Raw genomic sequence first — 23702 nt, forward strand, 5'->3', positions numbered from 1 at the left:
AGCTCCTTGACATGGTTTTCCAGGCTGCACGGATGAATCTTGGGTGCGTCCGGCCGAAGAGCAAGCTGGGCCTGCGTCGAGAGGCGGCGAGACATAGTTACTCGTCTGGTCCACGAAAGCCGCGTTGCAGCGGGTTCGCGCAGCTGTCTATCGGTCCGGTGACGTGTCGTTCTATGGTGCCGGGGTTTGCTCGTGCGGCCGGGGGACCGAGATGGAGCTTCCAGAAGAGATCGCTGCGATGCGTGCCGGGGTCGGGGATCCCGGTGCGTTGCTGGGTGAGTTCCGGCGGGCTGTGGTGCTGGTGCCGCGGGTGGGCGGTGATCGGTTACTGGCGCGGAGTTTCGGTGGGGTGCGCTGGATTCTCGCGTTCACGGATGAGGGGGCGCTGGCGCGGTTCGCGCTTGGGGGCGGCGGTGCGCCGGGTGAGCAGTGGGAGTACGTGTCGGTGCTGGGTGCCCGGCTGCTGGATGTCGTCATCCCCGCACTCGATGGGCCGACGGGTGTGGCCGTCGACATCGCGGATGAGGACGGCTCCATGCTCTTTCCGCCTGTGCCGGGGATCGTGCCGGATGAGGTGGCCGTCGGCGCCGGTAGCGGGGAGGGCGCCTGATGGGTGACGACAAGGGCGACGGCGTCCAGTGGAACAAAGAGTCCCTCAACCTGATCGAGAAGGGGCTCAAGGGGGCCATCGATGAACTGAAGCAGTCCGGCAGCTCGGCGACGTCCTCGTTGCAGGGTGCGGGTTTCGGGGAGCTGTCGCTGTCCGGGATGGAGATGGGGCATCCCGGGCTGGCGACGGATTTCGAGGACTTCTGCGAGAAGTGGGAGTGGGGCGTACGTGCCCTGGTGCAGAACGCCAACGGGCTGGCGGAGCGGCTGGGGCTGTCGGCGGGGATGGCGCACGAGGAGGACCAGTACCGGGCAGGAACCCTCAAGGTCGCCCTCAACTCCGTCTCCTACACCGGTAACCCGCACGCGACCGAGGAGGAGGTCGCCAAGCAGGGCTACGGCGGCATTCTGATGCCGGATGCGCCGGACTGGAGCGGGGAGTCCTGGCAGCAGGCGGGCCAGGACATCAAACAGGACTGGCAGGACACCGGCCGGGAGCTGACCACCAAGGGCCGCGGCGGCATGTACATGGACATGGCCCAGGACGCCACCGGCCTGAGCGACGAGCAGATCGAGGCCGGACGCGACCGCGCCTTCGGCCCCTCCCCTGAAGAACGCGCAGCCACCCAACAACAGGGCGGTGAGGGCTGATGGGCTGGCGGGATTTCGTACCCGACTCCATCGAGGACAAGGGCGAGGACCTGGTCGAGGGCGCGGGCGACCTGGTCGAGGGCGGCGGGAACTGGACCGCCGACCGGATGGACGATGTCGGCTGGGAGAGCGGCGGGGACTGGGTCCGCGACAAGTCCCGCTCGGCGGCCAACGCCATGGGCGCCGAGACGGCCGAGTTCCAGCTGGATGAGACCGACGACCCGAGCAAGCTGATCTTCGGCAGTCCGAGCAAGATCCGCTCCACGGCGAAGCATCTGAAGGACTTCCAGACGGCGTTCGACAACGTCGCCAACGGTCTGAAGAAGCTGCCCAAGGGGACGTTGAAGGGGAAGGCGGCGGACGCGTTCTGGGAGAAGGTCGGCCTGGAGCCGGCCAAGTGGACCAAGGCCGCCGATGCCTGTGAGAAGGCTGCCGGGGCGCTGGAGGACTTCGCCCACACCGTCGAACGCGCCCAGTCCCAGGCCCGCGAGGCGGTGGCCAAATACAAGGACGACAAGAAAGACGAAGCCGAAGAACAGCTCTCCCGCGCCCGCACCCAGCGGAATACGGCCGCCGGTATCGCCCAGACGGCCGTCAAGGCAGCGCGCGATGCCGCTCCGCCCAAGCCGGACTACTGGGACCAGGCCGGCGACGGCCTCCAGGGGCTCCAGCTGGATGCCACCCACCTCGGCGGCGGCGTGGTCAAAGGGCTGGCCGGGCTCAACAATTTTGTGAGGGGCGTCAACCCGCTCGACCCGTACAACATCACCCACCCCGCCGAGTACGTCACCAACCTCAACTCCACCGTCACCGGTCTCGTCCGCGTCGCCAACGATCCCGTCGGCACCGGCAAACAGATGTGGGAGACCTTCAAGAAGGACCCCTCAGAAGGGATCGGCCGCCTCCTGCCCGAACTCCTCGGCACCAAAGGCCTCGGCATGGCAACCAAAGCCGGCCGCGCTGGCAAACTCGCAAAGGAAGCCGCCGACGCCCGCAACACACTGGCCGAGAGGGGCCCGGGCCAGGCCGCCCGGCGAGGTGACGAAATCCCGTCCGGCAGGACCGACCCGGTCGACCTCGCCACGGGCAGGATGTACCTCCCGCAGACCGATCTGTCCCTGCCCGGCTGCCTGCCGCTGACGTTCACCCGCCGCGTCGAGTCCGGCTACCGGCTGGGCCGCTGGTTCGGGCCGACCTGGGCCTCGACGGTGGACCAGCGGCTGGAGATCGACCCGGAGGGCGTCGTCTTCGTCGCCGAGGACGGCCGCCTGTTGTCGTATCCGCACCCCGCGCCCGGTGTCCCCACCCTGCCGACGGCGGGCTCGGCCCGTATGCCGCTGGAGCGCACGCCCGACGGCGGCTACACGCTGACCGAGCCGGACACAGGACGGGAGCGGCACTTCGCTCCCCCGCACAGCGGCGCCTCCGGGAACGGGACCGCCCGGCTCGAACAGATCACCGACCGCAACGGCCACAGCATCACCTTCGAATACGACCAGCACACCGGCGCCCCCACCCGCATCGTCCACAGCGGCGGCTACGTGGTGCAGCTGACCGTCGAGAACAACCGCATCACCGCGCTGACCCTCGCCGGAGCACATGGAACACGTGGAGCACATACCGACCAGACGGTCATGCGCTACACCTACACCGACGGCAACCTCACCGCTGTCACCAACTCCTCCGGCCGCCCCCTCCACTTCGAGTACGACGACGAAAACCGCGTCATCTCCTGGACGGACACCAACAACAGCCGCTTCGACTACATCTACGACGACCAGGGCCGGGTCATCGCCGAAGGCGGTGCCGGCGGGCACTTCCAACTCCGCCTGTCCTACGACGAGATCGATCAGGCCACCGGCCACAAGGTCACGACGCTGACCACCGCGGACGGCCACGTCACCCGCCACCTGGTCAACGACTCCGCCCGGATCGCCGCCATCATCGACCCCCTGGGCCACACCACCCGCACTGAATACGGCGACGGCCAGCAGATCACGGCGATCGTCGACCCGCTGGGGCGGACGACCCGCTACACCTACGACGAGCTGGGCCGATGCGTTGCAGTGACGCGGCCCGATGGACGACAGACACGCGTCGCGTACAACGAGCTCGGCCTGCCTGTCGAGTTCGTCGCGGCCGACGGCGCCCGCTGGCGGCGGGAATTCGACGACCGGGGCCTGTGCACCACCGTGACCGATCCGGCAGGCCGTACCACCAGCTACGGCTACGACGCTGCGGGCCATCTGGCGTCGAAGACCGACGGCTTGGGAAACACCACGACGGTGCGCTGCAACGCCGCAGGGCTGCCGGTCGAGATCACCGACCCGCTGGGCGGGGTGACCTGCTATGAGCGCGACGCCTTCGGCCGGGTGGTGGCCACAACGGATCCCTCGGGTGCGACCACCCGTCTGGAATGGACACCCGAAGGCAAACTCGCCCGGCGCATCGCACCGGACGGGGCCACCACCTCCTGGACGTACGACGGCGAAGGCAACTGCCTCACGCAGACGGACGCGACCGGCGCGGTGACCCGCTACGAATACACCCACTTCGACCTGATCGCCGCCCGTATCGAGCCCGATGGCACCCGCTACGAGTTCGACCACGACCGCGAGCTGCGGCTGACCCAGGTCACCGGCCCGACCGGGCTCACGTGGGACTACGTCTACGACGCAGCTGGGCGGCTGGTGGCGGAGTCGGACTTCGACGGCCGCGAAGTGGCCTACCGGCTGGATGCGGCGGGCCGGCTGGCCGAGCGGAGGACGCCGCTGGGCGAGGTGATCGCTTTCGAGCGGGACGAGCTCGGCCGGGTGACGTCCAAGGACGCCGCCGGCCGGCTCACCCGCTTCGACTACGACCCGGCCGGACGGCTGCTGTCGGCGACCGGCCCGGATGCCGAGCTGATCTACCAGCGCGACAAACTCGGCCGTATCAAGGCCGAGATGGTCAACGGCCGGGTCACCACCTTCACCTACGACGCGCTGGGCCGTCGCACCCGCCGGGTGACGCCGACCGGGGCAGTGACCACCTACGGCTACGACGCGGCGGGCAACCGCAGCGACCTGACCACGGGCGGCCACCGCCTGACCTTCACCCGGGACGAGGCGGGTCGCGAAACCTCCCGCCGCATCGGCGACACGCTGACGATCTCGGCGGAGCGGGACGCGTCAGGCCGACTGTCGGCTCAGACGCTGACCGCCGGCCCTGAAGCCCGGCTGTTGCAGCAGCGCCGCTACCACTACCGCGAGGACGGCTACCTCACCGGCCTGGACGATCACCTCAACGGCTCGTACCGCTTCGACCTCGACCCGGTGGGGCGGGTTACACAAGTCTCGGCGCGCGGCTGGACCGAGTCGTACGCGTACGACGAACTCGGCAACCAGGCCTCGGCTCACTGGCCGCAACCGTTCCCGCCGGAGTTGGAGGGCGAACGTGGATATACCGGCATGCGCCTCCAGCGCGCCGGTGCCGTGCGTTACGAGCATGACCAGGCGGGCCGCCTGGTCATGCGCCGGCACAAGCACCTGTCCAAGCTTCCGGACACCTGGCACTTCGCCCACGACGCGGAAGACCACCTGACCGAGGTCACGACCCCGGACGGCACCCGGTGGCGATACCGCTACGATCCGCTGGGCCGCCGCATCGCAAAGGAACGGCTGACGGCGGACGGTGAAACTCCGGCGGAGCGGGTGGAATTCACCTGGGACGGCCCTCTTCTCATCGAACAGACCGCCACCGGCGGTGAAATGCCGCAACCGGTGGCCACCACCTGGGAACACGACGGCCTGAGTCCTCTGTCGCAGACCGAGCGGCTGCTCGACAGCGCTACTCAGTCGGAGATAGACGCCCGCTTCTACGCCATCGTCACCGACCTCGTCGGCACGCCACGCGAACTGATCACACCCGAGGGCGAGATAGCCTGGCGCACCCGAATCACCCTGTGGGGCAACACTGCGACTCACCGCTCCAGCATCGCATCCACACCGCTGCGCTTTCCCGGCCAATACCACGATCCCGAAACCGGCCTGCACTACAACCTCCACCGGTATTACGATCCCGCCACCGCCCGGTACACCACCTCCGACCCCCTGGGGCTCGCCCCGGCGCCCAACCCTGATACTTACGTCGACAACCCGCACATCTGGGCCGACCCGTATGGCCTTGCACCGGACTATCCGTCCGGAAGAGTGGCGAACTCGGCAAGTGACATAACCCAAGACCCCGGAGTTCGCTATATTTATCGCGGAGTATCGACAGAGCATCCAGGCTACGCGGACGCTCTCAATGGCACAGCACACCCCCGTGGCGGACCCGCGGACATTGTCGAGCATCACCGCGGTAATACTCGAAGTGAGTACACGTCCTGGGACACCAATCCAGAAACAGCGATGAGATATGCGCGGGGAGCAGCTGAAGGCCGTAGTGACCTCGGAGGAGTCGTCCTCCAGCACTCGCTTCCCCTTGGACAACCCCTCCATCCCACCTGGCTCTACCTTGATGACGTCTTCGAGGTCAGTGAGCATTTGGTCGAGGGATCGGCTACCGGGGCAACCGTGTGGCATGTCCCACCGCCGTGAGCGAGGAAGGAGGGAGATCGCCAGTGGCGACCCGATCAAGTCGAAGTCTGCTTCGCAACGACGCCTTGCAGCTGTGCACGCAACTGGCTGAAGCCGGCTGGGAGTCGGCTGGTATTGCAACTGAGGCGCTCAGTGCGGGCAGCGACATGATTCCGGTCTCCGAAGCTGAGGCGAACTACCTTGCTGGGATCTATGAAGCCAAGCTTCAGGGGCTCCAGGACGTCGCGGGCCAGACCCTTGATGCCGATCGTTTTCTTAGTGCTTTGCGGGGAGTTGGCCGACGACAGGTGTCGTTCTTCGTTGCGCAGACACCGGGCTGGGAGTGTCTCGTCGTGGTCGAGAGCGATCTGCGTGCTCCCCTGGCAGTTCTCGCGTGGAAACGCAAGCAGAATGTACTGACGGTGCACATCGGCGATTTCGAAGTCGCAGTGAAGAAGTACGACGAGAGGGCTCGGCTCGAACCCTCTCAGTCACTCCGGGAGAGTGGACCAGCAGATGCTGCGACCGCTCCGTCCACGGCAAGCGTTCAATGGCTGACGGAAGTCAGGAGGACGGGTGCCGAGGGCGTCATCGAGTCACTGCTGATTGGTGGCTCCTACACGCCCGGAGAGCCCGGCCCTCTCGAATTCGAAGTGGCTTACCAGGAGCTTGAAGAACCCAAGAGCAGCACCAACTGCCTCAGCCTATTCGACCAAACTCAACTCGCCATCGGACTCTCCCCGAGCGCCGCCCACAGAGCCATGGAAACGCTACTGAGGGAGCCACCGCGAGTCCCTGCCGGCCTGGTGCGGGTAGACAGCTTCGCCAGCTTCCCTTCCGCACCCCGCCCGGCATCAATTTCTCGTGCGGTCAATTGTTGGTGCGTGGTGATTACTGCGGTGCACGATGGCGCACTGATCGATGAGCAACTGCGTGAGCTGATGCGCAGCTGGGTTGGTGATGGCTCTTAGGGGTGCCGTTGGGGTGCACCCAACGGGACAGATGTGTCGCGGGCATGGGGCCACCTCGATGCACCGGGGTAACAATCACTCCGCTGATCTGGCATTTTTGCGCTGGTTGGCGTTGAAGCGCGCTTTCTTCTGACGATTCCCGCACGTGTTCATGTCGCACCATCTGCGGGTGCGACTTCGGCTGGTGTCGAAGAAGGCGGCTCGGCAGGTGGGCGATGCGCACAAGGCCAATTTTCCGTCGCGTTCGCCTGCGATGATGCTGATCGCGTCGGCGGCGATCACGCTGAGGGCATCCTCCACGCAGGAAGCCGAGCTGAGCCGCCATCGCCGCTTACCCTCGGGCGTCAAGATCGCCGCGGCCCGGCCCTGAGCGCTGCAGTCATTGATGACTTGGACAGCAGACGCAGGGAGAGCGTCCTGGACCGCGGCTGCTGTCGCGGCGGCGTGGATCGACTCCCTCAGCTCCCGGGCCCGTTCGAGCTGCGCAGTGGTGCAGGAGTCCACCGCCAGGCCGTACACCGCCAGCCAGTCGACGAGTCGCTGCGGCGTGGGGATGCGCTCCACGGCGTCGCCGTGACGCTCCGAGAGCGTCCCCGTGAAGCTGGTCGCCAGCACGGTGCCGAGGCGGAAGTCAGGGAACCCAGTACGCATGGAACCACCATAGCTGGTTGCGCGCAGACATGAAGGCATAGTAGAACCGTCTTAGCCGGTTCGCGATGGGTCGTAGCCGGTTCCGCGATGGCCAGGAGGTCTCATGCCCCGTCCGACCAGCGACGTGCAAGCATTCGAAGCCCACGCAACCGACGCCGACCTCGAAGATCTGCGCGCGCGGCTGGCCGCGGCGCGGCTGCCGGAGGCCGAGACGGTCCATCGCGCCGCGCCCGACCCTCGCCGATGGGAACAGGGCGTTCCGCTCACCGACCTCGTAGACGTCGTGAACTACTGGCGCACCGGGTACAACTGGCGGTCATTCGAGGAGCGGCTCAACCAAGTCGGCCAGTTCCGCACGACCATTGATGGTCTGGGGATCCACTTCCTGCACCGCCGATCCGCGCGCGCGGATGCCACTCCTCTGATCTTGACGCACGGCTGGCCAGGCAGCATTGCCGAGTTCGTCGATGTAGTAGACGAACTGGCGGATCCGAAAGATGCGGACACGCCGGCGTTCCACGTCGTGGTCCCGTCGCTGCCAGGCTTTGGTTACAGCGACAAGCCGACCACCACCGGGTGGGGAGCCGGAAAGATCGCGGCCGCATGGGTGGAACTGATGGGAAGGCTCGGCTACAGCAAATTCGCAGCCCATGGCGGCGACTGGGGCGGTGTGATCACCACCGTCCTCGCCGGCAGGTTTCCGGCGCAGGTTCTCGGCATCCACACAACGCTCGCGCAGGCACCACCCGGGTTGGCAACGGATGGACTGACGGCGGTCGAGCGCAAGTGGACCGAGGAAACCCACGATTTCTGGCGCCTCCGCGCGGCGTACGCGAAGCAGCAGGCGACCCGACCGCAGACCATCGGCTACTCGCTCGTCGACTCACCGGTCGGCCTTCTGGCCTGGATCCTCGACAAATTTGCCGAGTGGACGGACACCGAAGACAGCCCGTTCGAGACGATTTCCATAGACCGCCTTCTCGACGACGTCACCCTGTATTGGCTGACACGTACCGGCGCATCGGCGGCCCGCATCTACTACGAAAGCCACGGCGGCGTCAACGCGCTGGACCCCGAACTCCGAGTCGAGGTCCCGTCAGCAATCACCATGTATCCCCGCGACATCGAGAAGTGCCCGCGCCCCTGGGCACAGGAGCGATACCGACAGATCGTCCGATGGAGGACGGCTGAAAACGGGGGACATTTCCCGTCGCTGGAGGTTCCCGAGTATTTCGTCAAAGACCTGCGAGAGGGCCTGGCGGCAGTGCTGGCCGCTCATCGGTGAACGCGGCTGGGCGCCCGGGCCGGTGCCTTGGCGCTCACGCCCTCAGAAGCCCCGAAAAGTGCCGGACTCGTCCGCGGCGTCGGCGTACTCGGCGAAGTCCATGTTCGCGAGGGCCAGGTTCGCGGAGACACTGGCGAACCATCGGGGCGGCACCCGGAACGTGCGACCGGGCTCCTCGTACAAATCGACCGCGAGCAGCCGCTGTTCGTCATCCGCCATGGCAGTCGAGTCGGCGAGAAACACGTAGGTCAGCGCTTCCTCGTCGTCGGCCGCGGCATCCGCCTCGACCAGGGCCTGGACGCTGACCCCCGCATACGCGCGGTCACTGACGCAGGTCGCGCCGCCATCCCCTTCGACGGCCGCCGCCAGCCCCTCCCACGCCGAGTCGTCACCGAAGTCGGTACGCAGGACCAACGACGAGTCGATATCGGGCTGAGGAAGAGGGGCCATACCGCGATCCTCGCAACCCGAACCAGCCACTTCAATACGCAGCCCTGCCCCGCTGCGGGTCAGGCGCGCAGTGCGCCGTCCTTGATGGCCGACACGAAGGACGACCAACCGTCCGCCGCGAACGTGAGCACGGGGCCGTGCGGGTTCTTGCTGTCACGGACCGGGATGACGGTGGCGAAGTCGTCGGAGACCTCGACACACTCGCCGCCGTCCGAATTGCTGTAGCTGCTCTTCCGCCAGTTCCTGGCCGCGACTTCGACGCATGCGCCGCCATCCTGATTGCTGTAGCTGCTCTTACGCCAGCTCTGCGCCGCTACTTCGACGCACGCACCGCCATCCGGGTTGCTGTAGCTGCTCTTGCGCCAGGCAAGGGCGCTGGAGTCGAGGGATCGCACGGACACGCTCCTCTCCGGTTCGCCAGATGTTCGTCACCGTACGCCTGTACGGAGAGCGATGGAACGGCGCACAGAATCGGCCCCCGCGCCAGTCAACTGGTCGCGGGGGCCGGTTCGTTGAGCTTGCTGTGTGTGTCAGGCGCGCAGGTCGCCATCCTTGACGGCAGTCACGAACGCCGACCAGCCGTCCGCCGCGAACGTGAGCACAGGACCGTGCGGGTTCTTGCTGTCACGGACCGGGATGACGGTGGCGAAGTCGTCGGAGACCTCGACACACTCGCCACCGTCCTGATTGCTGTAGCTGCTCTTGCGCCAGCTTGCGGCGCTCAGGTCGAGGGATCGCACGGTGCTTCCTCCAGCATGCGCAGAACGAACTTCCGCGACTCGTTTGGGGACATCGCCAGGTCGCGTACTGCATCGTACGCGAGTTGGAGCCGCTCAACAGGCGCGGTTTCCTCGATGAGCTCGCCTCGGTAGCCGGTCTCCGTGTAAGCCACCGTACGTCCCTCGCGCAAACGAAGAAGCATCGTCGCGACACCGGTCAAACCATGGAAGCCCGCCCGAAACGGCAGCACCTGCACTGTCACATTGCCCCGGTCCGCCATCTCCCCCAAATATTCCAGTTGCTCCCGCCACTCCCCCGCATCCCGCAACGGGGTCCGCAGCACCGCCTCCGAGAGGATGGTCCGGAACGGTGGCGCATCGTCGCCTTCAAGCAGGGAGCGGCGACCCATGCGGGCCTGCACTTGTTGTTCGAGCTCCATCCCCTTCAGCCCGCCAGCCGCGAGCACTTCCCTCGCGTACCCCGGGGTCTGGAGCAATCCCGGCAGGACGCTGACCGCGAAGTGCCACAGGCTGGTGGCCTTGGCTTCCAGCTCCATGTAGCGGCGGTAGCGCTCGCGGAACTGGGTCTGGTCGTTGATGGCCAGCTCCCAGAGGGCCAGCAACAATCCAGGTGTGCCGTAGTGCTGGTCGAGGGCTTCGACGACCTCGGGCCCGCCCAGCGTCTCTCCGCTCTCCATCTTTCCGAACAGGGACCAGTCCCAGCCCAGCCGTTCGCCGAGCTGGCGCAGACTCTCCCCTCGCTGCGCCCGTAGGTGACGCAGTTCCTCCGCGAACCGGGCGCGTGGTTCGCGGCTGCGGCCGGTGACCGCTCGCCTCGTCGGCATGGTGCCTCCGTGGAAGGTGTGGAACATGCGCTGCTCTGCCGGGGAAGCACAACCGGTCAGCGGTGTGCGCAGCTCAGCCAAGCCGCATTCTCGTCATGCGGCCCTCACGCACGGTAGTCCACCGGATGCGCTCCGGGCAGCGAAATCTCACAATAAACAGAGCTAAAAGCTGAGGAGTTGCCCCATGACGAGCCAGCAGCACCCGAACCTGGACGACGACGCGCGACGGAACGAGGTCCGGGGCTGGACGGAGGGCAGGACGGCTGCCGGGGCCGCGAAGATCCGCGAGGCGGTGGCGGCCCGCGACGCGCTCGCCGACGCACTGACCCGCGCGGGCATCCAGCTGCCCGCGATGGACGTACGCACCCCGTGGCGTGACGCGATGGAGGGCGGCGACGGCGAGCACGATTCCGACTCCGCGCGGGCCGCTCGATATGCCCTCGTACACCTCGGTGTCTGTTCCGCCTCCGTCGCCTTCGCGCTGGCGGCCGTAATCACACGCGGTGCCGACCGGTGATGGACGGCGGCCCTCAGCCGCAGGCACCGACCGGCGCCGGGCCCGTGCAGCCGGTCGTCGGCTCGGCCGTACGGGATCCGGAGCGCGACCGGGTCGGCATTGTGACGGGGCGGGAGGCGGCCTGCCTTCGGCTGCGGCCGCTGGCCGGCGGGCGGGAGTGGGACGCGGACCCCGACCGCGTCCGGCTCCTCACCCACGCCGAGTTGCTGAGTGCCCGCGTCGCGGAGGTGAACTTACGGAGCTGGCGGGGCTTGGAGATCAGCGGCGTACCGGCTGGAGGGGGACGCTCGTGGCCGGGTTGGCAACGCGTGCCAGGTTCGTAGCGGCCGCCGCCGCGGGGCCGCTCGGCGCCCTCGCCTCTCCGGCGCAGGGCGCCCCGCGGGCGGCGACCGCCGGCGCCGAGGCCCGGCGCGTGCTCAGTGCTCTCCCGCCCCTCCGCCGGACACCGGTTCGGCAGTCGGGGCGAGGGGGCCCTCGGACGTGCCCGGCGCGCCCGCCTCGCCCGGCGTGCCCGCCTTGCCCCGCTGGACGAAGAGCGTTGCCGCGAGCGCCAGTACGAGGAGGGCCGCGCAGGTGTAGCTCGCCAACTCCAGGCCCCGTGCCATGGCGGCGCGGGCGGCGTCGGCAACGGGGGCGGTCCGGGGGTCGTCGGCGAGCGAGGGTATGGCCGAGCCGGCGCTCTCGGTGACCGTGTTGCGCAGTTGCCCGGCGTCGCGGCCGGCCAGGCCGAGACCGGCGAGGCGGTCTTCGAGGTCGGTGGCCAGGGTGGTGAAGAACAGGGTGGTGAGAACGGCGATACCGAGTGCGGATCCCAGTTCGCGGGCGGCGCTTTGGATGCCGGATGCCTGTCCGGCGCTGAGTGCCGGTACGTCCGCGAGCACGATATTGGTGACCTGGGCGGTCGCGAATCCGACGCCGACGCCGTAGAGGAACAGCGCGCAGGTGATGAGCCACCAGGCGGTGTCCGTCGAGGCGATGACCCCCAGCAGCACCAGACCGGCCGACTCCAGCACCAGGCCCATGCGTACCTGCTGGATGGCCGGTACGGAAGCGGCCATCGAGAACCCGGCGCCGCTGGCGAAGAAGCTGCCCGCCGCGAGGGCGACCAGGGCCAGGCCCGCCTCGAACGCGCTGTAGCCGAGGGCGAACTGCAACCAGAGCGGCAGCACAGCGATGATGCCGAACTCGCCGACGCCGACCAGCAGGGTCACGAAGTTCCCGTTGCGGAAGGAGCGGAGGGAGAACAGCCGCACGTCCATCAGCGGCTCCCTCTCCGCCTTCCCCAGCGCCGCCTGCCTGAGCCAGAACAGCACCAGGGCCGCGGTCGCCACGACGAGGGCCGCGAAGACCGGTGACGGGCTCGCACTCCAGGTGAACGCGCCAATGTCGAGCGGCTCGATCGTCTCCAGCCAGCCATAGGTGCGCCCCTCGATCAGGGCGAACGAGAGCAGGCCGAGGCCCAGGGCCGACAGCGCGCCGCCGATCCCGTCGACACGGGTCCGCGACCTGGGCGAGGCGTCGAAGTAGCGGAGGGCACCCACGACGATCAGGGCGGCGAGCTGGAGGTTGATGCCGAAGGCCCAGCGCCAGGAGAGGTCCGCCAGCCGGCCGCCGAGCAGCGGTCCCAGCGCGGCGGCCGCGCCGATGGTGGAACCCCAGACGGCGAAGGCCTGTCCGCGGGCCCGGCCGGTGAAGGTGGCGTTCACCAGGGCGAGGGAGGTGGGCAGGATCGCCGCGGCCGCCACCCCCTGGAGGAAGCGGGCGAGGATCAGCACGCCGCCGTCCGGCGCGGCTGCTGCCAGCAGGCTGGTCAGCGCGAACATCGTCAGGCCGACGAGGAAGACCTTGCGTGCCCCGAAGACGTCGGACAGCCGGCCGGTGAGCAGAAGGAGCGCGGCGAAGGAGATCGCGTAGGACTCCTGGATCCACTGGGCCCCGGCGGAGTCGATCTTCAGGTCCTCGATGATCGGCGCCAGGATCACATTGACGATCGTGAGGTCCACCACGATCAGGGCGACGCCCAAGGACACGGCGATCAGGCCGAGCCATTGGCGGGTGGTGGGTGGGGCTGCTGCGGTACCGGACAACGGTTCCTCCATGGTGAAGCAATTCCGCCGTGAAGTTATTTCATGGCCGTACCATTGTCAACGCAGGATGAGCCGGACCGGACAGGAAGCGGAGTCGAGCGATGGAAGCGATGGACGCGACGAAGGCATCGGAAGTGATCAAGGCAACCGAAGAGCCCGTAGCGGCGGACACGCCCTACCGTGTCGTCGAAGCGCTGCGGACCTTCGGCGCGAACTACGCCGAGTTCACCCGGCGGTTCGCCACCTGGCTGGGCCTGCACTCCACGGACGCGGCGGCGTTGGCGGAGATCCTGTACGCGGAGGACCAGGGAACACCGCTCTCCCCCGCCCGGCTGAGCGAGCGGATCGGCCTCTCCTCCGGCGCGACGACAGCACTGCTGAACCGTCTGGAGAAGGCAGGACACGTGGTACGCAAACGGGAGCACTCCGACCGCCGGATCGTCACTCTGCGCAGCAGCCCGGAGGTCAGGCCGCAGGCGATGAAGTTCTTCGGCCTCTACACCGAACGGATGCAGACGGAGATGTCCAGGTACACCACCGCCCAACTCCAGGAGTTCCAGGACTTCGTGACCCAGCTGAGCACGGCGATGGACTCCCTGCTGGCGCACGAGTACCACGCGCTGGAGCCCGGCGCCCGCCCCGGCGCACAGGCTCGCCCCGGCGCGCAGCAGAAGGACTGACGCACCTCTCACCTGGGGCCACGGTTCTCAGCCGGCCCCCAGCTGTTTCACAGCTCCCTCTCAGGTTCGGCGTGCAGGCTGGCGCGCATGGACGAGAAGGCGGTGTCCGCGGTACGTGCCGGGGGGCTGGGGCAGGAGCCGTTGCGGCGGGCCGACGGCAGCGCGGTGCGGATCCTCGTGGTGGACGACGAGCCGTCGCTCACGGAACTGCTGTCGATGGCCCTGCGGTACGAGGGCTGGCAGGTGCGCGCGGAGGCCGGTGGTGAGGCGGCGGTGCGTACCGCGCGGGACTGGCGGCCGGACGCGGTCGTGCTGGATGTGATGCTGCCGGACGCCGACGGATTCACCGTGCTCCGACGGCTGCACGCGGTGAGCCCGGGGATTCCGGTGCTGTTCCTGACCGCGCGGGACGCGGTTGAGGACCGTATCGCCGGGCTGACGGCGGGCGGCGACGACTATGTGACCAAGCCGTTCAGCCTGGAGGAAGTGATCGCCCGGCTGCGCGGACTGCTGCGGCGCGCAGGTGCCACCGCCGCCGGGCAGCCGTCGTCGCAGCTGGTGGTCGGTGACCTGACCCTGGACGAGGACACCCATGAGGTGACGCGGGCCGGTACGGAGATCCATCTGACCGCCACCGAGTTCGAGCTGCTGCGCTATCTGATGCGCAATCCGCGGCGGGTGCTGAGCAAGGCGCAGATCCTGGACCGGGTCTGGTCGTACGACTTCGGCGGCCAGGGCAACGTCGTGGAGCTGTACATCTCGTATCTGCGGCGGAAGATCGACGCGGGGCGGGCTCCGATGATCCACACGCGGCGTGGCGCCGGCTATCTGCTCAAGCCTGCCGCGGAGTGAGGGAGGCGGAGATGTCCGGCCTCTTCGCCTGGCTGCGTGGCCGGCTGCGGATGCGGCGTTCGCTGGGGATGCGGCGTCCGCTGGCGATGGGGCGTTCGCTGCGGATGGGCCGTTCACTGCGGATGCGGCGTTCGCTGCGGGCCCGGTTGGTGTTCTCGGCTGTCGCGATGATCGCGGTGGTGGCCGCGGTGATCGGGACGGTCACGACAATCGCCCTGCACACACATCTGTACCAGCAGCTCGACAGCCAGCTGAAGGACGTCACCTTCCGCGCCGCGGGTCCGGGCCCGCCCGGACATCCGCGGCCACCCGGGCTGGAGAAGCTGCGGTTCCTCGGCGTGGGCGGGCAACCGGTGGGCACCATCGGCGCCTTCGCCAGGAGTTCGGAGGACGACAGGGCTGACGGCGGCTCGTTCGACTCCGCCGCCCGCAGCGTGCAGCAGAAACCGGCCGACGACCGGCCCGGGGTCGGTATCAAACCCCTGACAGACCAACAGTCCGCGGCACTCGCCTCGGTGCCGCGGGACGGTCAGCCGCACACCGCCGAGCTGCCGCAAGTGGGCAGCTACCGGGTGACCTCGGTACCCGTCGCGGACGGCACGCTGCTGGTCGGGCTGCCGACCGCGGCGGTCGACGACACGATCAGCACCCTCGTCCTGGTCGAGGTGTGTGTGGCCGGGGCCGGGCTGCTGGGCGCGGGGATCGCCGGAGCGGCCTCCGTACGGGTCGCGCTGCGGCCGCTGCGGCGGATGGCGCACACCGCCACCCGCGTCTCCGAACTCCCGCTGCACAGCGGTGAGGTACGGCTGCGCGAACGGGTACCGGTGCGGGACACCGACCCGGAGACGGAAGTCGGACAGGTCGGCGCTGCGCTCAACCGGATGCTCGGGCACGTCGGCTCGGCCCTGGCCGCGCGGCACGACAGTGAGCAGCGGCTGCGTCGGTTCATCGCGGACGCCAGCCACGAGTTGCGTACCCCGCTGGCCTCGATCCGCGGCTACGCGGAGCTGTCGCGCCGCGGACAAGCCGGTGCTGACGCGGGCCCGGCTGGAACCTCCAAGCTCTTCGAGCGGGGCGGCTACGCACTCGAACGGATCGAGTCCGAGGCCGTACGCATGACCGCGCTGGTGGAGGACCTGCTGCTGCTGGCGCGGCTCGACGCGGGGCGTCCGTTGGAGCGGCGCCCGGTGGACATGTCAGCGCTGGTGGTGGACGCGGTGAGCGATGCCCGGGTGGCCGGGCCCGACCATGTGTGGCGCCTGGAGCTGCCTTCCTCGCCGCTGCTGGTGACGGGCGACGAGGGGCGGCTGCGGCAGGTGCTGGCCAACCTGCTGGCGAACGCCCGTACGCACACCCCGCCGGGGACAACGGTCAACGCCCAACTGGCGCTGGACGGCGACGAGGTGAGAGTGGAGGTCGTGGACGACGGACCCGGCATCCCCGCGGACGTCCAGGGACGGGTCTTCGAACGTTTCGCGCGGGGCGACGCCGCACGCTCCCGGCAGCACGGCAGCACCGGGCTCGGGCTGGCGATCGTGGCCGCCGTGGTGGCTGCCCACGAGGGGGAGGCCGAGGTCGCGAGCCGCCCCGGACACACCGTCTTCACCGTGCGCCTGCCTGCGAGTTCAGCCGGATCCGGCACCGGCCCGCCTGCGAGTTCAGCTGGCTCCGGCACCTCACAGGTGGCTCACAGCCTGACCACACGGGGCTGACAGGCCCGCGCGCCACGGTCGGCGGCATGAGCACACAGACCGAGACCGAGAACGATCTGACCGATCTGACCGATCCCGCCGGATGCGGGGCCGCCCTCCCGGCCCGCCGCCACCTGCCGTCCCGTGCGGGCACCACCGTGCTGGACGTGGTGGTGCCCGTCTACAACGAGGAAGCCGCCCTCGGGCCCTGCGTCCGCCGGCTGCACACCTTCCTGGGCAGCCACTTTCCCTACGGCTTCCGCATCACCATCGCGGACAACGCCAGCCGCGACCGCACCGAACAGGTAGCCCGCGAACTGGCCGAGGAGTTGGACTCCGTATCGCTGGTGCGACTGGAGGAGAAGGGCCGCGGTCGCGCACTGCGCACCGTATGGGCAGCCTCCGACGCGCCCGTACGCGCCTACATGGACGTGGATCTGTCCACCGACCTCAACGCGGTACTGCCGCTGGTCGCGCCGCTGATCTCCGGGCACTCGGACGTGGCCACCGGCACCCGGCTGGCCTCCGGCTCGCGCGTCGTACGCGGACCGAAACGCGAGGTCCTCTCGCGCGGCTACAACCTGCTGCTGCGCGGCTCACTGGCCGCGCGGTTCTCCGACGCGCAGTGCGGCTTCAAGGCCGTACGAGGTGAGGTCGCCGACCGGCTGCTACCCCTGGTGCAGGACAACGGCTGGTTCTTCGACACCGAGTTGCTGGTCCTGGCGGAGCGGGCCGGGCTGCGGATCCACGAAGTGCCGGTGGACTGGGTGGACGACCCGGATTCGCGGGTTGACATCGTGCGTACGGTGACCGACGACCTCAAGGGCGTCTGGCGGGTCGGCCGGGCACTGGCGAGCGGCGCGCTACCGCTCGACCGGCTGCGCCGCCCGTTCGGCGACGACCCACGGGACCGTCACCTCGACGACATACCAGGCGGTCTGCCCCGCCAGCTCATCGGCTTCTGCCTGGTCGGCGCGCTGAGCACGCTGCTGTACCTGGCCCTCTACTCGCTACTGCGGCACGGCATGGGCGCACAGGCCGCGAACGCGCTGGCCCTCCTGCTGTCCGCGCTCGGAAACACCGCCGCGAACCGACGACTGACCTTCGGCATCCGCGGCCGCGAACGCGCGGTACGCCACCAGGCCCAGGGCCTTCTAGTCTTCGCCATCGGCCTGACCCTGACCAGCGGCTCCCTATCCGCCCTCCACACCGCCACCCCCAACGCCCCCCACACCGCAGAACTAGCCGTCCTCATCTCCGCCAACCTCGCCGCCACGGTGCTCCGCTTCACCCTCTTCCGCGCCTGGGTCTTCCCCTCACGCCCGTGAGGGGACGCACGCCCCGAAGACGCACGCCCCGAAGGGCCGCGGCGAACTGCGCGACCAGCCACAACCCAGCCGCACACGGAACTCAGCACCAGCCCAACGGCGGCTTCCCGCCACAACGGCACCGCCGAACATGACCCCAGAGATTTCTCACCGCTGCGGCGAGAAGGGAGCGCGGCAAAGTCAGGCGGTCCAGGTCAGCGGCCCTTTCCACCGGATCCAGAATCGCCACGCACTCCATGTGATGGGGCATCAGAAACGTGTCACCTTAGGCGCGGACGAGGAAAACAACAGGTCAGAGCCTATTTTGCGCTTAGCTGTGGGGCTGTCAGGAGCACGAAGGGTACATGGGCGTCATGACGATGGAGAGATGCGCCCTACGGGGCTACTGCAAGGCATGGCACTAGTCCTCACACCGGCCGTTGCCAGGCTCAATCTGGTGACCCGCTCGGCCAGGACATGAGGCAGGCCGAGCGCGGCAGGATAGAGCAAAAAGACTCCTACCGACGGGGGCGACTCCGCGTGCCTTCCCCCAGCGGCATGGAGCGGCCCTCACCGGCGTCACCCGATCAGTGGCCACGCTGGCAATGCTCAGTGACGACGCGCGCGAACCAACGGGCCGGGGAAGGCCGAGCACTGGCCCTCCTGGCGGACGGTGGGCGAAGGACGGGCGAATCGGAATGGAGACTAGGAATTCCGCCCCGCGTCAGTCGGCGGGTGACTCTCTGCCTGGCATGTCGTAGCCGATTCCGGCATGCAGGGTGGGTCCGCCTGGTGGAATCATCTCGACAAGGCGTTCCTCCTCCGCGCGGGACAAATATGTGAAGAGTCGAATGGACGTGTTCATGAGTTCCAGCAGAGGGGCACTTCCGCGAGGCAGTTTCACCGAGGCGGTCCGGGTGGAGAAGTTGTACCTCACCGGTACGCCACTGGGCGGCAGGGCTTCGAGATCCTTTGGTCCCTGATAGTGCTTGACCTCCGCGCAGAACTGGTCGCCATGGTATGGAGCACCCCGCATCGACCCGCCCAGGTCGAAAGAGGAGGTCTGACCGCCCTCCGGCCAGGCAAGCGTCAGCTTTCTCACCCAGGCGCCCGAGTCCGTGTTCGCGAAGGCACCCGAGATCCGCATGGTGCCCTCAAGGTAAAGCTTGGCTCTCTTCGCCCCCGAGATGCCCTTGAAGTGAGCGTCCTCTCCTACCACAGTGAGAGTCTAGGTGCCGCGAGAGGCAGCACGGTGAGGAGTATTCGGCGCCGACCCCAAGGCCCGGATATCGTCCCTGCCTACCGGAGTGCCGAGCGCGTGCCATCGTCCTGGTCCAGGCCCGACATCAGGCCAAGCAGACCGCGGTCGAGCTCGGCATACACCCCCGTCGCGTCATCGAAGTGGATGTGCCGCACGGCCATCGATGACGAATCGGAGGGATTGCCCGCCACGGTCGCGTGCCGGGTTCTCAAACTCGCCCCGACAACCCCGCTACCGCTGGCTCGCCTGCCCGGACCCAGTCCAAGAGTATCGACGGCGTCCGCACAGTGTCGTAGTCGGCCAGCCAGGTTCACAGTGCCTCGCGTTCGTCACCCTCGCGACTCCATTCGCCGCCCGGTCACCGAGGGGGCCGATGGCGAAGTTGCACCGAGGGCGGCGGAGATCAGCGATCCGCCCCCGTCACCCTCACCGACACCGTGCTCCATATGCGGCCGCCTGCAGGTTCGCACACGCACTGCCCCCCCCGATCGACTGTGCCCGTGCTCTGACGCGCTGTACGAGACGCACTCCTGCCACGCATTCCGGTCTCTTCCGTACGCTGAGTTTTCCGTAGATGCCGCTAATCAACCTACATCTGCTGGCGTTTGACGCTTGGCATGCCATGGGCATTCTTAATTGGGTCTGATCGTCGGCGTGGGCACAACCTTGGGGGGGCCGATGGCGAGAGAGGACGTCCAGGCGGGGAAGGACACGACCAGATCGGTCGCGGACCTCGTAGCCCGGTTCGGCGAGGAGGTCAGGGCCAAGCTACAAGGTCCCGCAGGGGCGGTCAGCAGTAGGGAGGACAGTCTCACCGCGCCGGTGGAGCAACTGCTGCGCGGTATGGGATCCCGGCAACGCCTCAAGCTGATCGCCCACGGTCAGAGCCGCGTCAAAGGACTCGGGATCCGGCCCGATTTCGCCATCGCCTGCGGCGGCAGGACCATAGGTCACGTCGAGCTGAAGCAGCCGGGCGCGGGGGCCGATCCGGAGAAGTGGTCCGTGAAATCCCACGACCGGAAGCAGTGGGAGAAGATCAAGGCCCTCCACAACGTCCTGTACACCGACGGATACCAGTGGGCGGTCTACCGTTTCGGCGTGCGGGTCGGCCCGACCGGAATCCTGGTCGGAGACCTGGAATCCGGCCACCGGCAACTCGTCACCCCGGACACCGGGTTCGAACGCGCCCTCACGCACTTCTTCCTGCCGACGCCCATCGTCCATAGCAGCATCGACGAACTGGTCAGGCGCATCGCGGGAATCTGCGCCCTGCTGCGCGACGAGGTCACCGAACGTCTTACCCGCGAGGAGCACGGCGAGGCCGACGCCGCATTCTCGATCCTGGCAGGCAACTGGAAGGACCTACTCTTTCCCGACGCCCGCCCGGAGGAGTTCGCGGACCAATACAGCCAGACACTGACCTTCGCCATTCTGCTGGCGCGCCTTGAGCGCATCGATCTCGACCGGCTCTCCCTCCCCGATGTCGCGATCCGATTAGGCAAACGGCACTCCTTGATGGGCAAGGCGCTGGCGGTGCTGACGGACGATGCCCTCACCGACCTGCGAGGGATCACCGACCCTCTGATCGACGTCATATCGGCCATCGACCCCCAGATGTTCAAAGACGAGACCGGAGACGCCTACCTCCACCTGTACGAGGGCTTTCTGAACGCCTACGACCCGGAACTGCGACGGCGGACGGGGACGTACTACACACCTGGCGAGGTCGTCCGCTTCATGGTCGGATTCACCGACGAGGTACTGCGTGACCGGCTCGGCCAAGCGGACGGGTACGGAAGTGAGGACGTCACCGTGGTCGATCCGGCCATGGGCACCGGGACTTTCCTCATCAACATCATCGACCACGCCGCCAAGTCGCTGTCGCTGAAGTACGGCAAAACGCTCAAGTCCGGACTTCTCCGAGAACTCTCTGGCCGACTGGTCGGATTGGAGAAACAGACTGGGCCGTACTCGGTCGCCGAACTCCGTGTGCATCACGCCTTCCAGTCCCACGACACCGATGTCATGCGCCGCCCGCCGAGGCTATTGGTGGCCGACACACTCGACGATCCCGCCGTCGAGCACCACTTGGGCTTCATGTACGAGGCGATCGCCCGCCATCGCCGTATGGCGAACAGGATCAAGGCAGACGAGAAGGTCATGGTGGTCATCGGGAATCCGCCTTACCTTCGAGGCGCGAGGCAGTCAGGCGTCGGACGCTGGGTCACCGAGGGCAACCCGAACGACCACGGCCCGATCCTCGCCCGCTTCCACCCCGAGGACAACGGGCGCATCGGGTATGCCCTCGACAACCTCTACGTCTACTTCTGGGCGTGGTCCACCTGGAAGGTCTTCGACCAGATGACTGCCTCGGGAGCACCGAAGGCCCCCAGCGGGATCGTCGCCCTCATCACCAACTCTGGGTACCTGGACAGCGAGGGCGCGGCCGGCATGCGCCACTACCTGCGTGAGGCCGCCGACGAGGGCTGGATCATCGGTCTCTCCCCTGAAGGCCCCTACTCCGACACACGCACCCGCGTCTTCCAAGGAGTTAAGCGCGAAGTCTGTATCGCCGTCTTCGTCCGCCGGGGTGCGCCGGACACTAGGAACCCAGCCCGGGTGTGGCGACTCGACGTCCCCGCGGGCACACGCGAGGAGAAGTTCGACTGGCTGGACGGGCTCAGCGTCGAGGGCCACCGGAACGGGACTTCCTGGCAGCTCTGCCCCACACAATGGACCACGCCTTTTCACATCACCCCCAACTCCGAGTGGTCAGCCATGCCACCAGTGGACGCTTTGCTGCCCTGGACGAGCTCCGGCAACAAGAACAACCGCAACTGGCCCGTCTCACCCAGCCGGGATGTTCTGGAGAGGCGCTGGCGCAGGCTCATCCAGGCGCCGAAAGACGCCAAAGCGGCGCTGATGAAGAGCACCGGAGACCGCCGTCCAGACAAGCTGGAGCCACCCCTGCCCGGCCAGCAGGAGACGGGCAGTCTCGCCGCAGAGAAGGAGACGGTTCCGGTCGTCCTCCAGTACGGACGGATGACCTTCGACCGGCAATACGTCATCGCGGATCGGAGAGTGATCGACCGGCCCCGGCCAGCCCTGTGGTTCGCCCACAACGACCAGCGTCAGATCTACCTGTCCGAACTCCACACGGAATCAGGCCGTCCGGGGCCAGCGGTGAGCTTCACCGCCCTTCTGCCCGACATCCATCACTTCAAAGGCACCGAAGGGGGTCGCGTCGCCCCCCTCTACCGCCACCCTCACCAGGCAGAACCGAACGTGACCCCCGGCCTGCTGCAGCTGCTTACCAAAGTGCACGGAGTGACGATCACCGCCGAAGACCTCTTTGCGTACATCGCGGGAACGGCCGGCCACAGCGGCTACACGCAACGCTTCTCCGCAAACCTCGCCGAGCGTGGAGCCCGTATCCCCCTGACACGCGACCCGGCCCTGTGGGCGGAGATGGTGGAAGTAGGCAGACGCACGGTGTGGATCCACACGTACGGCCAGCGCTTCGCCTCTCACCGCCATGGCCGTCCGCCTGGATCGGCCCCGAGGCTTCCCCCAGAGGAGCGACCGGAACCCGTCGTCCCGATCGGAGAGGACGACGGGATCCCGGAGAACATCTCCTACGACGCACCCACACGAACCCTCACTGTGGGCACCGGCTGCATACGTCCAGTGGCGCCGGAGGTCTGGGACTACCGGATCGGCGGGGTACAGGTGATCCGCAAGTGGTTCAGCTTCCGCAAACGCAACCCGGACGTGGAGTGGCAGACCCCGTTGAACGACATCCTGCCTCCAACCTGGCCTTCCCGGTGGACCATCGACCTTCTGGACCTCATCAACGCACTCGGGCTGCTCGTGGCCCTCGAACCCGGACAGGCCCGGCTCTTGGACGCCGTGAGCAGCGGCCCGCTCATCACCACCGACGACCTCCGGGGCGGGGGTATCTTGCCCGTGCCTGCCTACGCGATCAAGGAGCCGAGGCCACCGCGCAAGTCCCGGCGCACCCCTGGACCTGATCAGGAGAGCCTCGACTTCCCCGACTGACATTTCTATGGGGTCGCATCGCCATCGCACGCGCTGGTAGATGAAGCGCTTGTGATGGAAGTCCTCAACGTCGTGACACACGCTGTGCCGGAACAGCCCGCAAGCTCCGCCGTGCCACCAGGCGGTCAAGCACCTTGACCATGATGTCGAGCTCTCCGGGCATGATCCCAAACAGGCAGTGGGCCCCACGACCTCAGCCCTTAGAAGAACAGCGAACTGCTCCTCGGCATCAAGTCAGGCTTCCAGCCGCGGTGTACCAGCCTTCTTCAGGTAGTGGAATAGGACGCCGCACAGCTGTGTCGGATACGGGCTGCCGATGTGACGGAGCTTCAGAACGAGCGTCATGCGAGCGTCAACAGCCCCCGAGAAACGCACGGACACGGCTTGCACTGCTGTCGCTACATTGGCCCGAATCTGCAGGTCAGACGACCTTTGCAGACGATCACCACCGTTCACCTGTTGGACGAGTGGAAACGTATGGCTTAGCTAGCGAACACCGCAAAACCGC

General features: G+C 67.7%; 18 protein-coding genes. 11 read left to right on the forward strand and 7 right to left on the reverse strand.

Translation table 11 applies throughout. From position 1 onward, the window contains the following. Window positions 1-211 precede the first annotated feature (211 nt). From ACQEU8_RS09055 to ACQEU8_RS09070, 4 genes are read left to right on the forward strand one after another with little or no spacing between them, the layout of a single operon-like run. Entirely contained in the window at window positions 212-610 is a 399-nt protein-coding gene (locus tag ACQEU8_RS09055; protein ID WP_433098679.1) for a hypothetical protein, read from the forward strand. Continuing rightward, window positions 610-1260, forward strand: a complete 651-nt coding sequence (locus ACQEU8_RS09060) for a hypothetical protein (RefSeq protein ID WP_433098681.1) — start codon at window positions 610-612, stop codon at window positions 1258-1260. Before ACQEU8_RS09055 ends, ACQEU8_RS09060 begins: the two co-directional genes overlap by 1 nt. Further along, window positions 1260-5840 (forward strand): putative T7SS-secreted protein, encoded by a 4581-nt coding sequence (locus tag ACQEU8_RS09065; RefSeq protein ID WP_433098683.1) that lies wholly within the window; start codon window positions 1260-1262, stop codon window positions 5838-5840. The genes ACQEU8_RS09060 and ACQEU8_RS09065 overlap by 1 nt, the downstream gene beginning before the upstream one ends. A gap of 23 nt (window positions 5841-5863) precedes the next feature. After that, entirely contained in the window at window positions 5864-6790 is a 927-nt protein-coding gene (locus ACQEU8_RS09070) for a hypothetical protein (protein ID WP_433098685.1), read from the forward strand. A gap of 75 nt (window positions 6791-6865) precedes the next feature. On the opposite strand, the gene ACQEU8_RS09075 is transcribed toward ACQEU8_RS09070, so the two are convergent. Then, window positions 6866-7441: a CGNR zinc finger domain-containing protein gene (locus ACQEU8_RS09075; protein WP_433098687.1), complete on the reverse strand. Its 576-nt coding sequence runs from the start codon at window positions 7439-7441 to the stop codon at window positions 6866-6868. A 103-nt stretch (window positions 7442-7544) separates the two neighbouring features. On the opposite strand from ACQEU8_RS09075, the gene ACQEU8_RS09080 reads away from it, so the two are divergent. After that, a complete protein-coding gene (locus ACQEU8_RS09080) occupies window positions 7545-8726 on the forward strand; it encodes an epoxide hydrolase family protein (RefSeq protein WP_433098689.1) in 1182 nt (393 codons plus the stop codon). A gap of 42 nt (window positions 8727-8768) precedes the next feature. Here the strand turns inward: ACQEU8_RS09080 and ACQEU8_RS09085 are convergent, their stop codons facing one another. The 4 genes from ACQEU8_RS09085 to ACQEU8_RS09100 form a co-directional block, all read right to left on the reverse strand. Beyond that, entirely contained in the window at window positions 8769-9176 is a 408-nt protein-coding gene (locus ACQEU8_RS09085) for a DUF6924 domain-containing protein (protein ID WP_433098691.1), read from the reverse strand. A gap of 59 nt (window positions 9177-9235) precedes the next feature. Continuing rightward, window positions 9236-9577: a DUF397 domain-containing protein gene (locus tag ACQEU8_RS09090; RefSeq protein WP_433098693.1), complete on the reverse strand. Its 342-nt coding sequence runs from the start codon at window positions 9575-9577 to the stop codon at window positions 9236-9238. Between the two features lie 129 nt (window positions 9578-9706). Then, window positions 9707-9916 carry a DUF397 domain-containing protein gene (locus ACQEU8_RS09095; protein ID WP_433098695.1) on the reverse strand — a complete coding sequence of 70 codons (210 nt, stop codon included), beginning with the start codon at window positions 9914-9916 and terminating at the stop codon, window positions 9707-9709. After that, window positions 9898-10740: a helix-turn-helix domain-containing protein gene (locus ACQEU8_RS09100; RefSeq protein ID WP_433102247.1), complete on the reverse strand. Its 843-nt coding sequence runs from the start codon at window positions 10738-10740 to the stop codon at window positions 9898-9900. The genes ACQEU8_RS09095 and ACQEU8_RS09100 overlap by 19 nt, the downstream gene beginning before the upstream one ends. Before the next feature lie 184 nt (window positions 10741-10924). Between ACQEU8_RS09100 and ACQEU8_RS09105 the strand changes: the two genes are divergently transcribed. Further along, window positions 10925-11257: a hypothetical protein gene (locus tag ACQEU8_RS09105; RefSeq protein WP_433098697.1), complete on the forward strand. Its 333-nt coding sequence runs from the start codon at window positions 10925-10927 to the stop codon at window positions 11255-11257. 416 nt (window positions 11258-11673) lie between these two features. On the opposite strand, the gene ACQEU8_RS09110 is transcribed toward ACQEU8_RS09105, so the two are convergent. Then, the gene (locus ACQEU8_RS09110; protein ID WP_433098699.1) at window positions 11674-13356 is read right to left on the reverse strand and encodes an MFS transporter; all 1683 of its coding nucleotides are present in this window, start codon (window positions 13354-13356) and stop codon (window positions 11674-11676) included. 89 nt (window positions 13357-13445) lie between these two features. Here ACQEU8_RS09110 and ACQEU8_RS09115 point away from each other — a divergent pair, with 89 nt between their 5' ends. The 4 genes from ACQEU8_RS09115 (at window position 13446) to ACQEU8_RS09130 (ending at window position 17895) form a co-directional block, all read left to right on the forward strand. Continuing rightward, the gene (locus tag ACQEU8_RS09115; protein WP_433098701.1) at window positions 13446-14024 is read left to right on the forward strand and encodes a MarR family winged helix-turn-helix transcriptional regulator; all 579 of its coding nucleotides are present in this window, start codon (window positions 13446-13448) and stop codon (window positions 14022-14024) included. A gap of 87 nt (window positions 14025-14111) precedes the next feature. Continuing rightward, complete coding sequence (locus ACQEU8_RS09120; RefSeq protein ID WP_433098703.1) at window positions 14112-14876, forward strand: response regulator transcription factor; 765 nt, start codon at window positions 14112-14114, stop codon at window positions 14874-14876. Window positions 14877-14998: 122 nt separating this feature from the next. Continuing rightward, on the forward strand, window positions 14999-16588 hold the full coding sequence (locus ACQEU8_RS09125; protein ID WP_433102249.1) for a sensor histidine kinase: 1590 nt from the start codon (window positions 14999-15001) through the stop codon (window positions 16586-16588). Between the two features lie 26 nt (window positions 16589-16614). Further along, window positions 16615-17895, forward strand: a complete 1281-nt coding sequence (locus ACQEU8_RS09130) for a glycosyltransferase (protein WP_433098705.1) — start codon at window positions 16615-16617, stop codon at window positions 17893-17895. A 703-nt stretch (window positions 17896-18598) separates the two neighbouring features. Here ACQEU8_RS09130 and ACQEU8_RS09135 read toward each other — a convergent pair. After that, window positions 18599-19093, reverse strand: a complete 495-nt coding sequence (locus ACQEU8_RS09135) for a hypothetical protein (protein WP_433098707.1) — start codon at window positions 19091-19093, stop codon at window positions 18599-18601. Between the two features lie 720 nt (window positions 19094-19813). Between ACQEU8_RS09135 and ACQEU8_RS09140 the strand changes: the two genes are divergently transcribed. Next, a complete protein-coding gene (locus tag ACQEU8_RS09140) occupies window positions 19814-23194 on the forward strand; it encodes a type ISP restriction/modification enzyme (RefSeq protein WP_433098710.1) in 3381 nt (1126 codons plus the stop codon). The last annotated feature ends 508 nt before the right edge of the window (window positions 23195-23702 follow it).

It is taken from the genome of Streptomyces sp. CA-250714 (assembly GCF_050936705.1).
Classification (GTDB): Bacteria; Actinomycetota; Actinomycetes; order Streptomycetales; family Streptomycetaceae; genus Streptomyces.

Coding starts and splice junctions, on each gene's coding strand:
- ACQEU8_RS09080 (WP_433098689.1), top strand. CDS start 7,545: ATGCCCCGTCCGACCAGCGACGTGCAAGCATTCGAAGCCCACGCAACC.
- ACQEU8_RS09100 (WP_433102247.1), bottom strand. CDS start 10,740: ATGCCGACGAGGCGAGCGGTCACCGGCCGCAGCCGCGAACCACGCGCC.
- ACQEU8_RS09120 (WP_433098703.1), top strand. CDS start 14,112: ATGGACGAGAAGGCGGTGTCCGCGGTACGTGCCGGGGGGCTGGGGCAG.
- ACQEU8_RS09125 (WP_433102249.1), top strand. CDS start 14,999: ATGCGGCGTTCGCTGCGGGCCCGGTTGGTGTTCTCGGCTGTCGCGATG.
- ACQEU8_RS09065 (WP_433098683.1), top strand. CDS start 1,260: ATGGGCTGGCGGGATTTCGTACCCGACTCCATCGAGGACAAGGGCGAG.
- ACQEU8_RS09060 (WP_433098681.1), top strand. CDS start 610: ATGGGTGACGACAAGGGCGACGGCGTCCAGTGGAACAAAGAGTCCCTC.
- ACQEU8_RS09110 (WP_433098699.1), bottom strand. CDS start 13,356: ATGGAGGAACCGTTGTCCGGTACCGCAGCAGCCCCACCCACCACCCGC.
- ACQEU8_RS09140 (WP_433098710.1), top strand. CDS start 19,814: ATGGCGAGAGAGGACGTCCAGGCGGGGAAGGACACGACCAGATCGGTC.
- ACQEU8_RS09115 (WP_433098701.1), top strand. CDS start 13,446: ATGGAAGCGATGGACGCGACGAAGGCATCGGAAGTGATCAAGGCAACC.
- ACQEU8_RS09085 (WP_433098691.1), bottom strand. CDS start 9,176: ATGGCCCCTCTTCCTCAGCCCGATATCGACTCGTCGTTGGTCCTGCGT.
- ACQEU8_RS09105 (WP_433098697.1), top strand. CDS start 10,925: ATGACGAGCCAGCAGCACCCGAACCTGGACGACGACGCGCGACGGAAC.
- ACQEU8_RS09075 (WP_433098687.1), bottom strand. CDS start 7,441: ATGCGTACTGGGTTCCCTGACTTCCGCCTCGGCACCGTGCTGGCGACC.
- ACQEU8_RS09055 (WP_433098679.1), top strand. CDS start 212: ATGGAGCTTCCAGAAGAGATCGCTGCGATGCGTGCCGGGGTCGGGGAT.
- ACQEU8_RS09130 (WP_433098705.1), top strand. CDS start 16,615: ATGAGCACACAGACCGAGACCGAGAACGATCTGACCGATCTGACCGAT.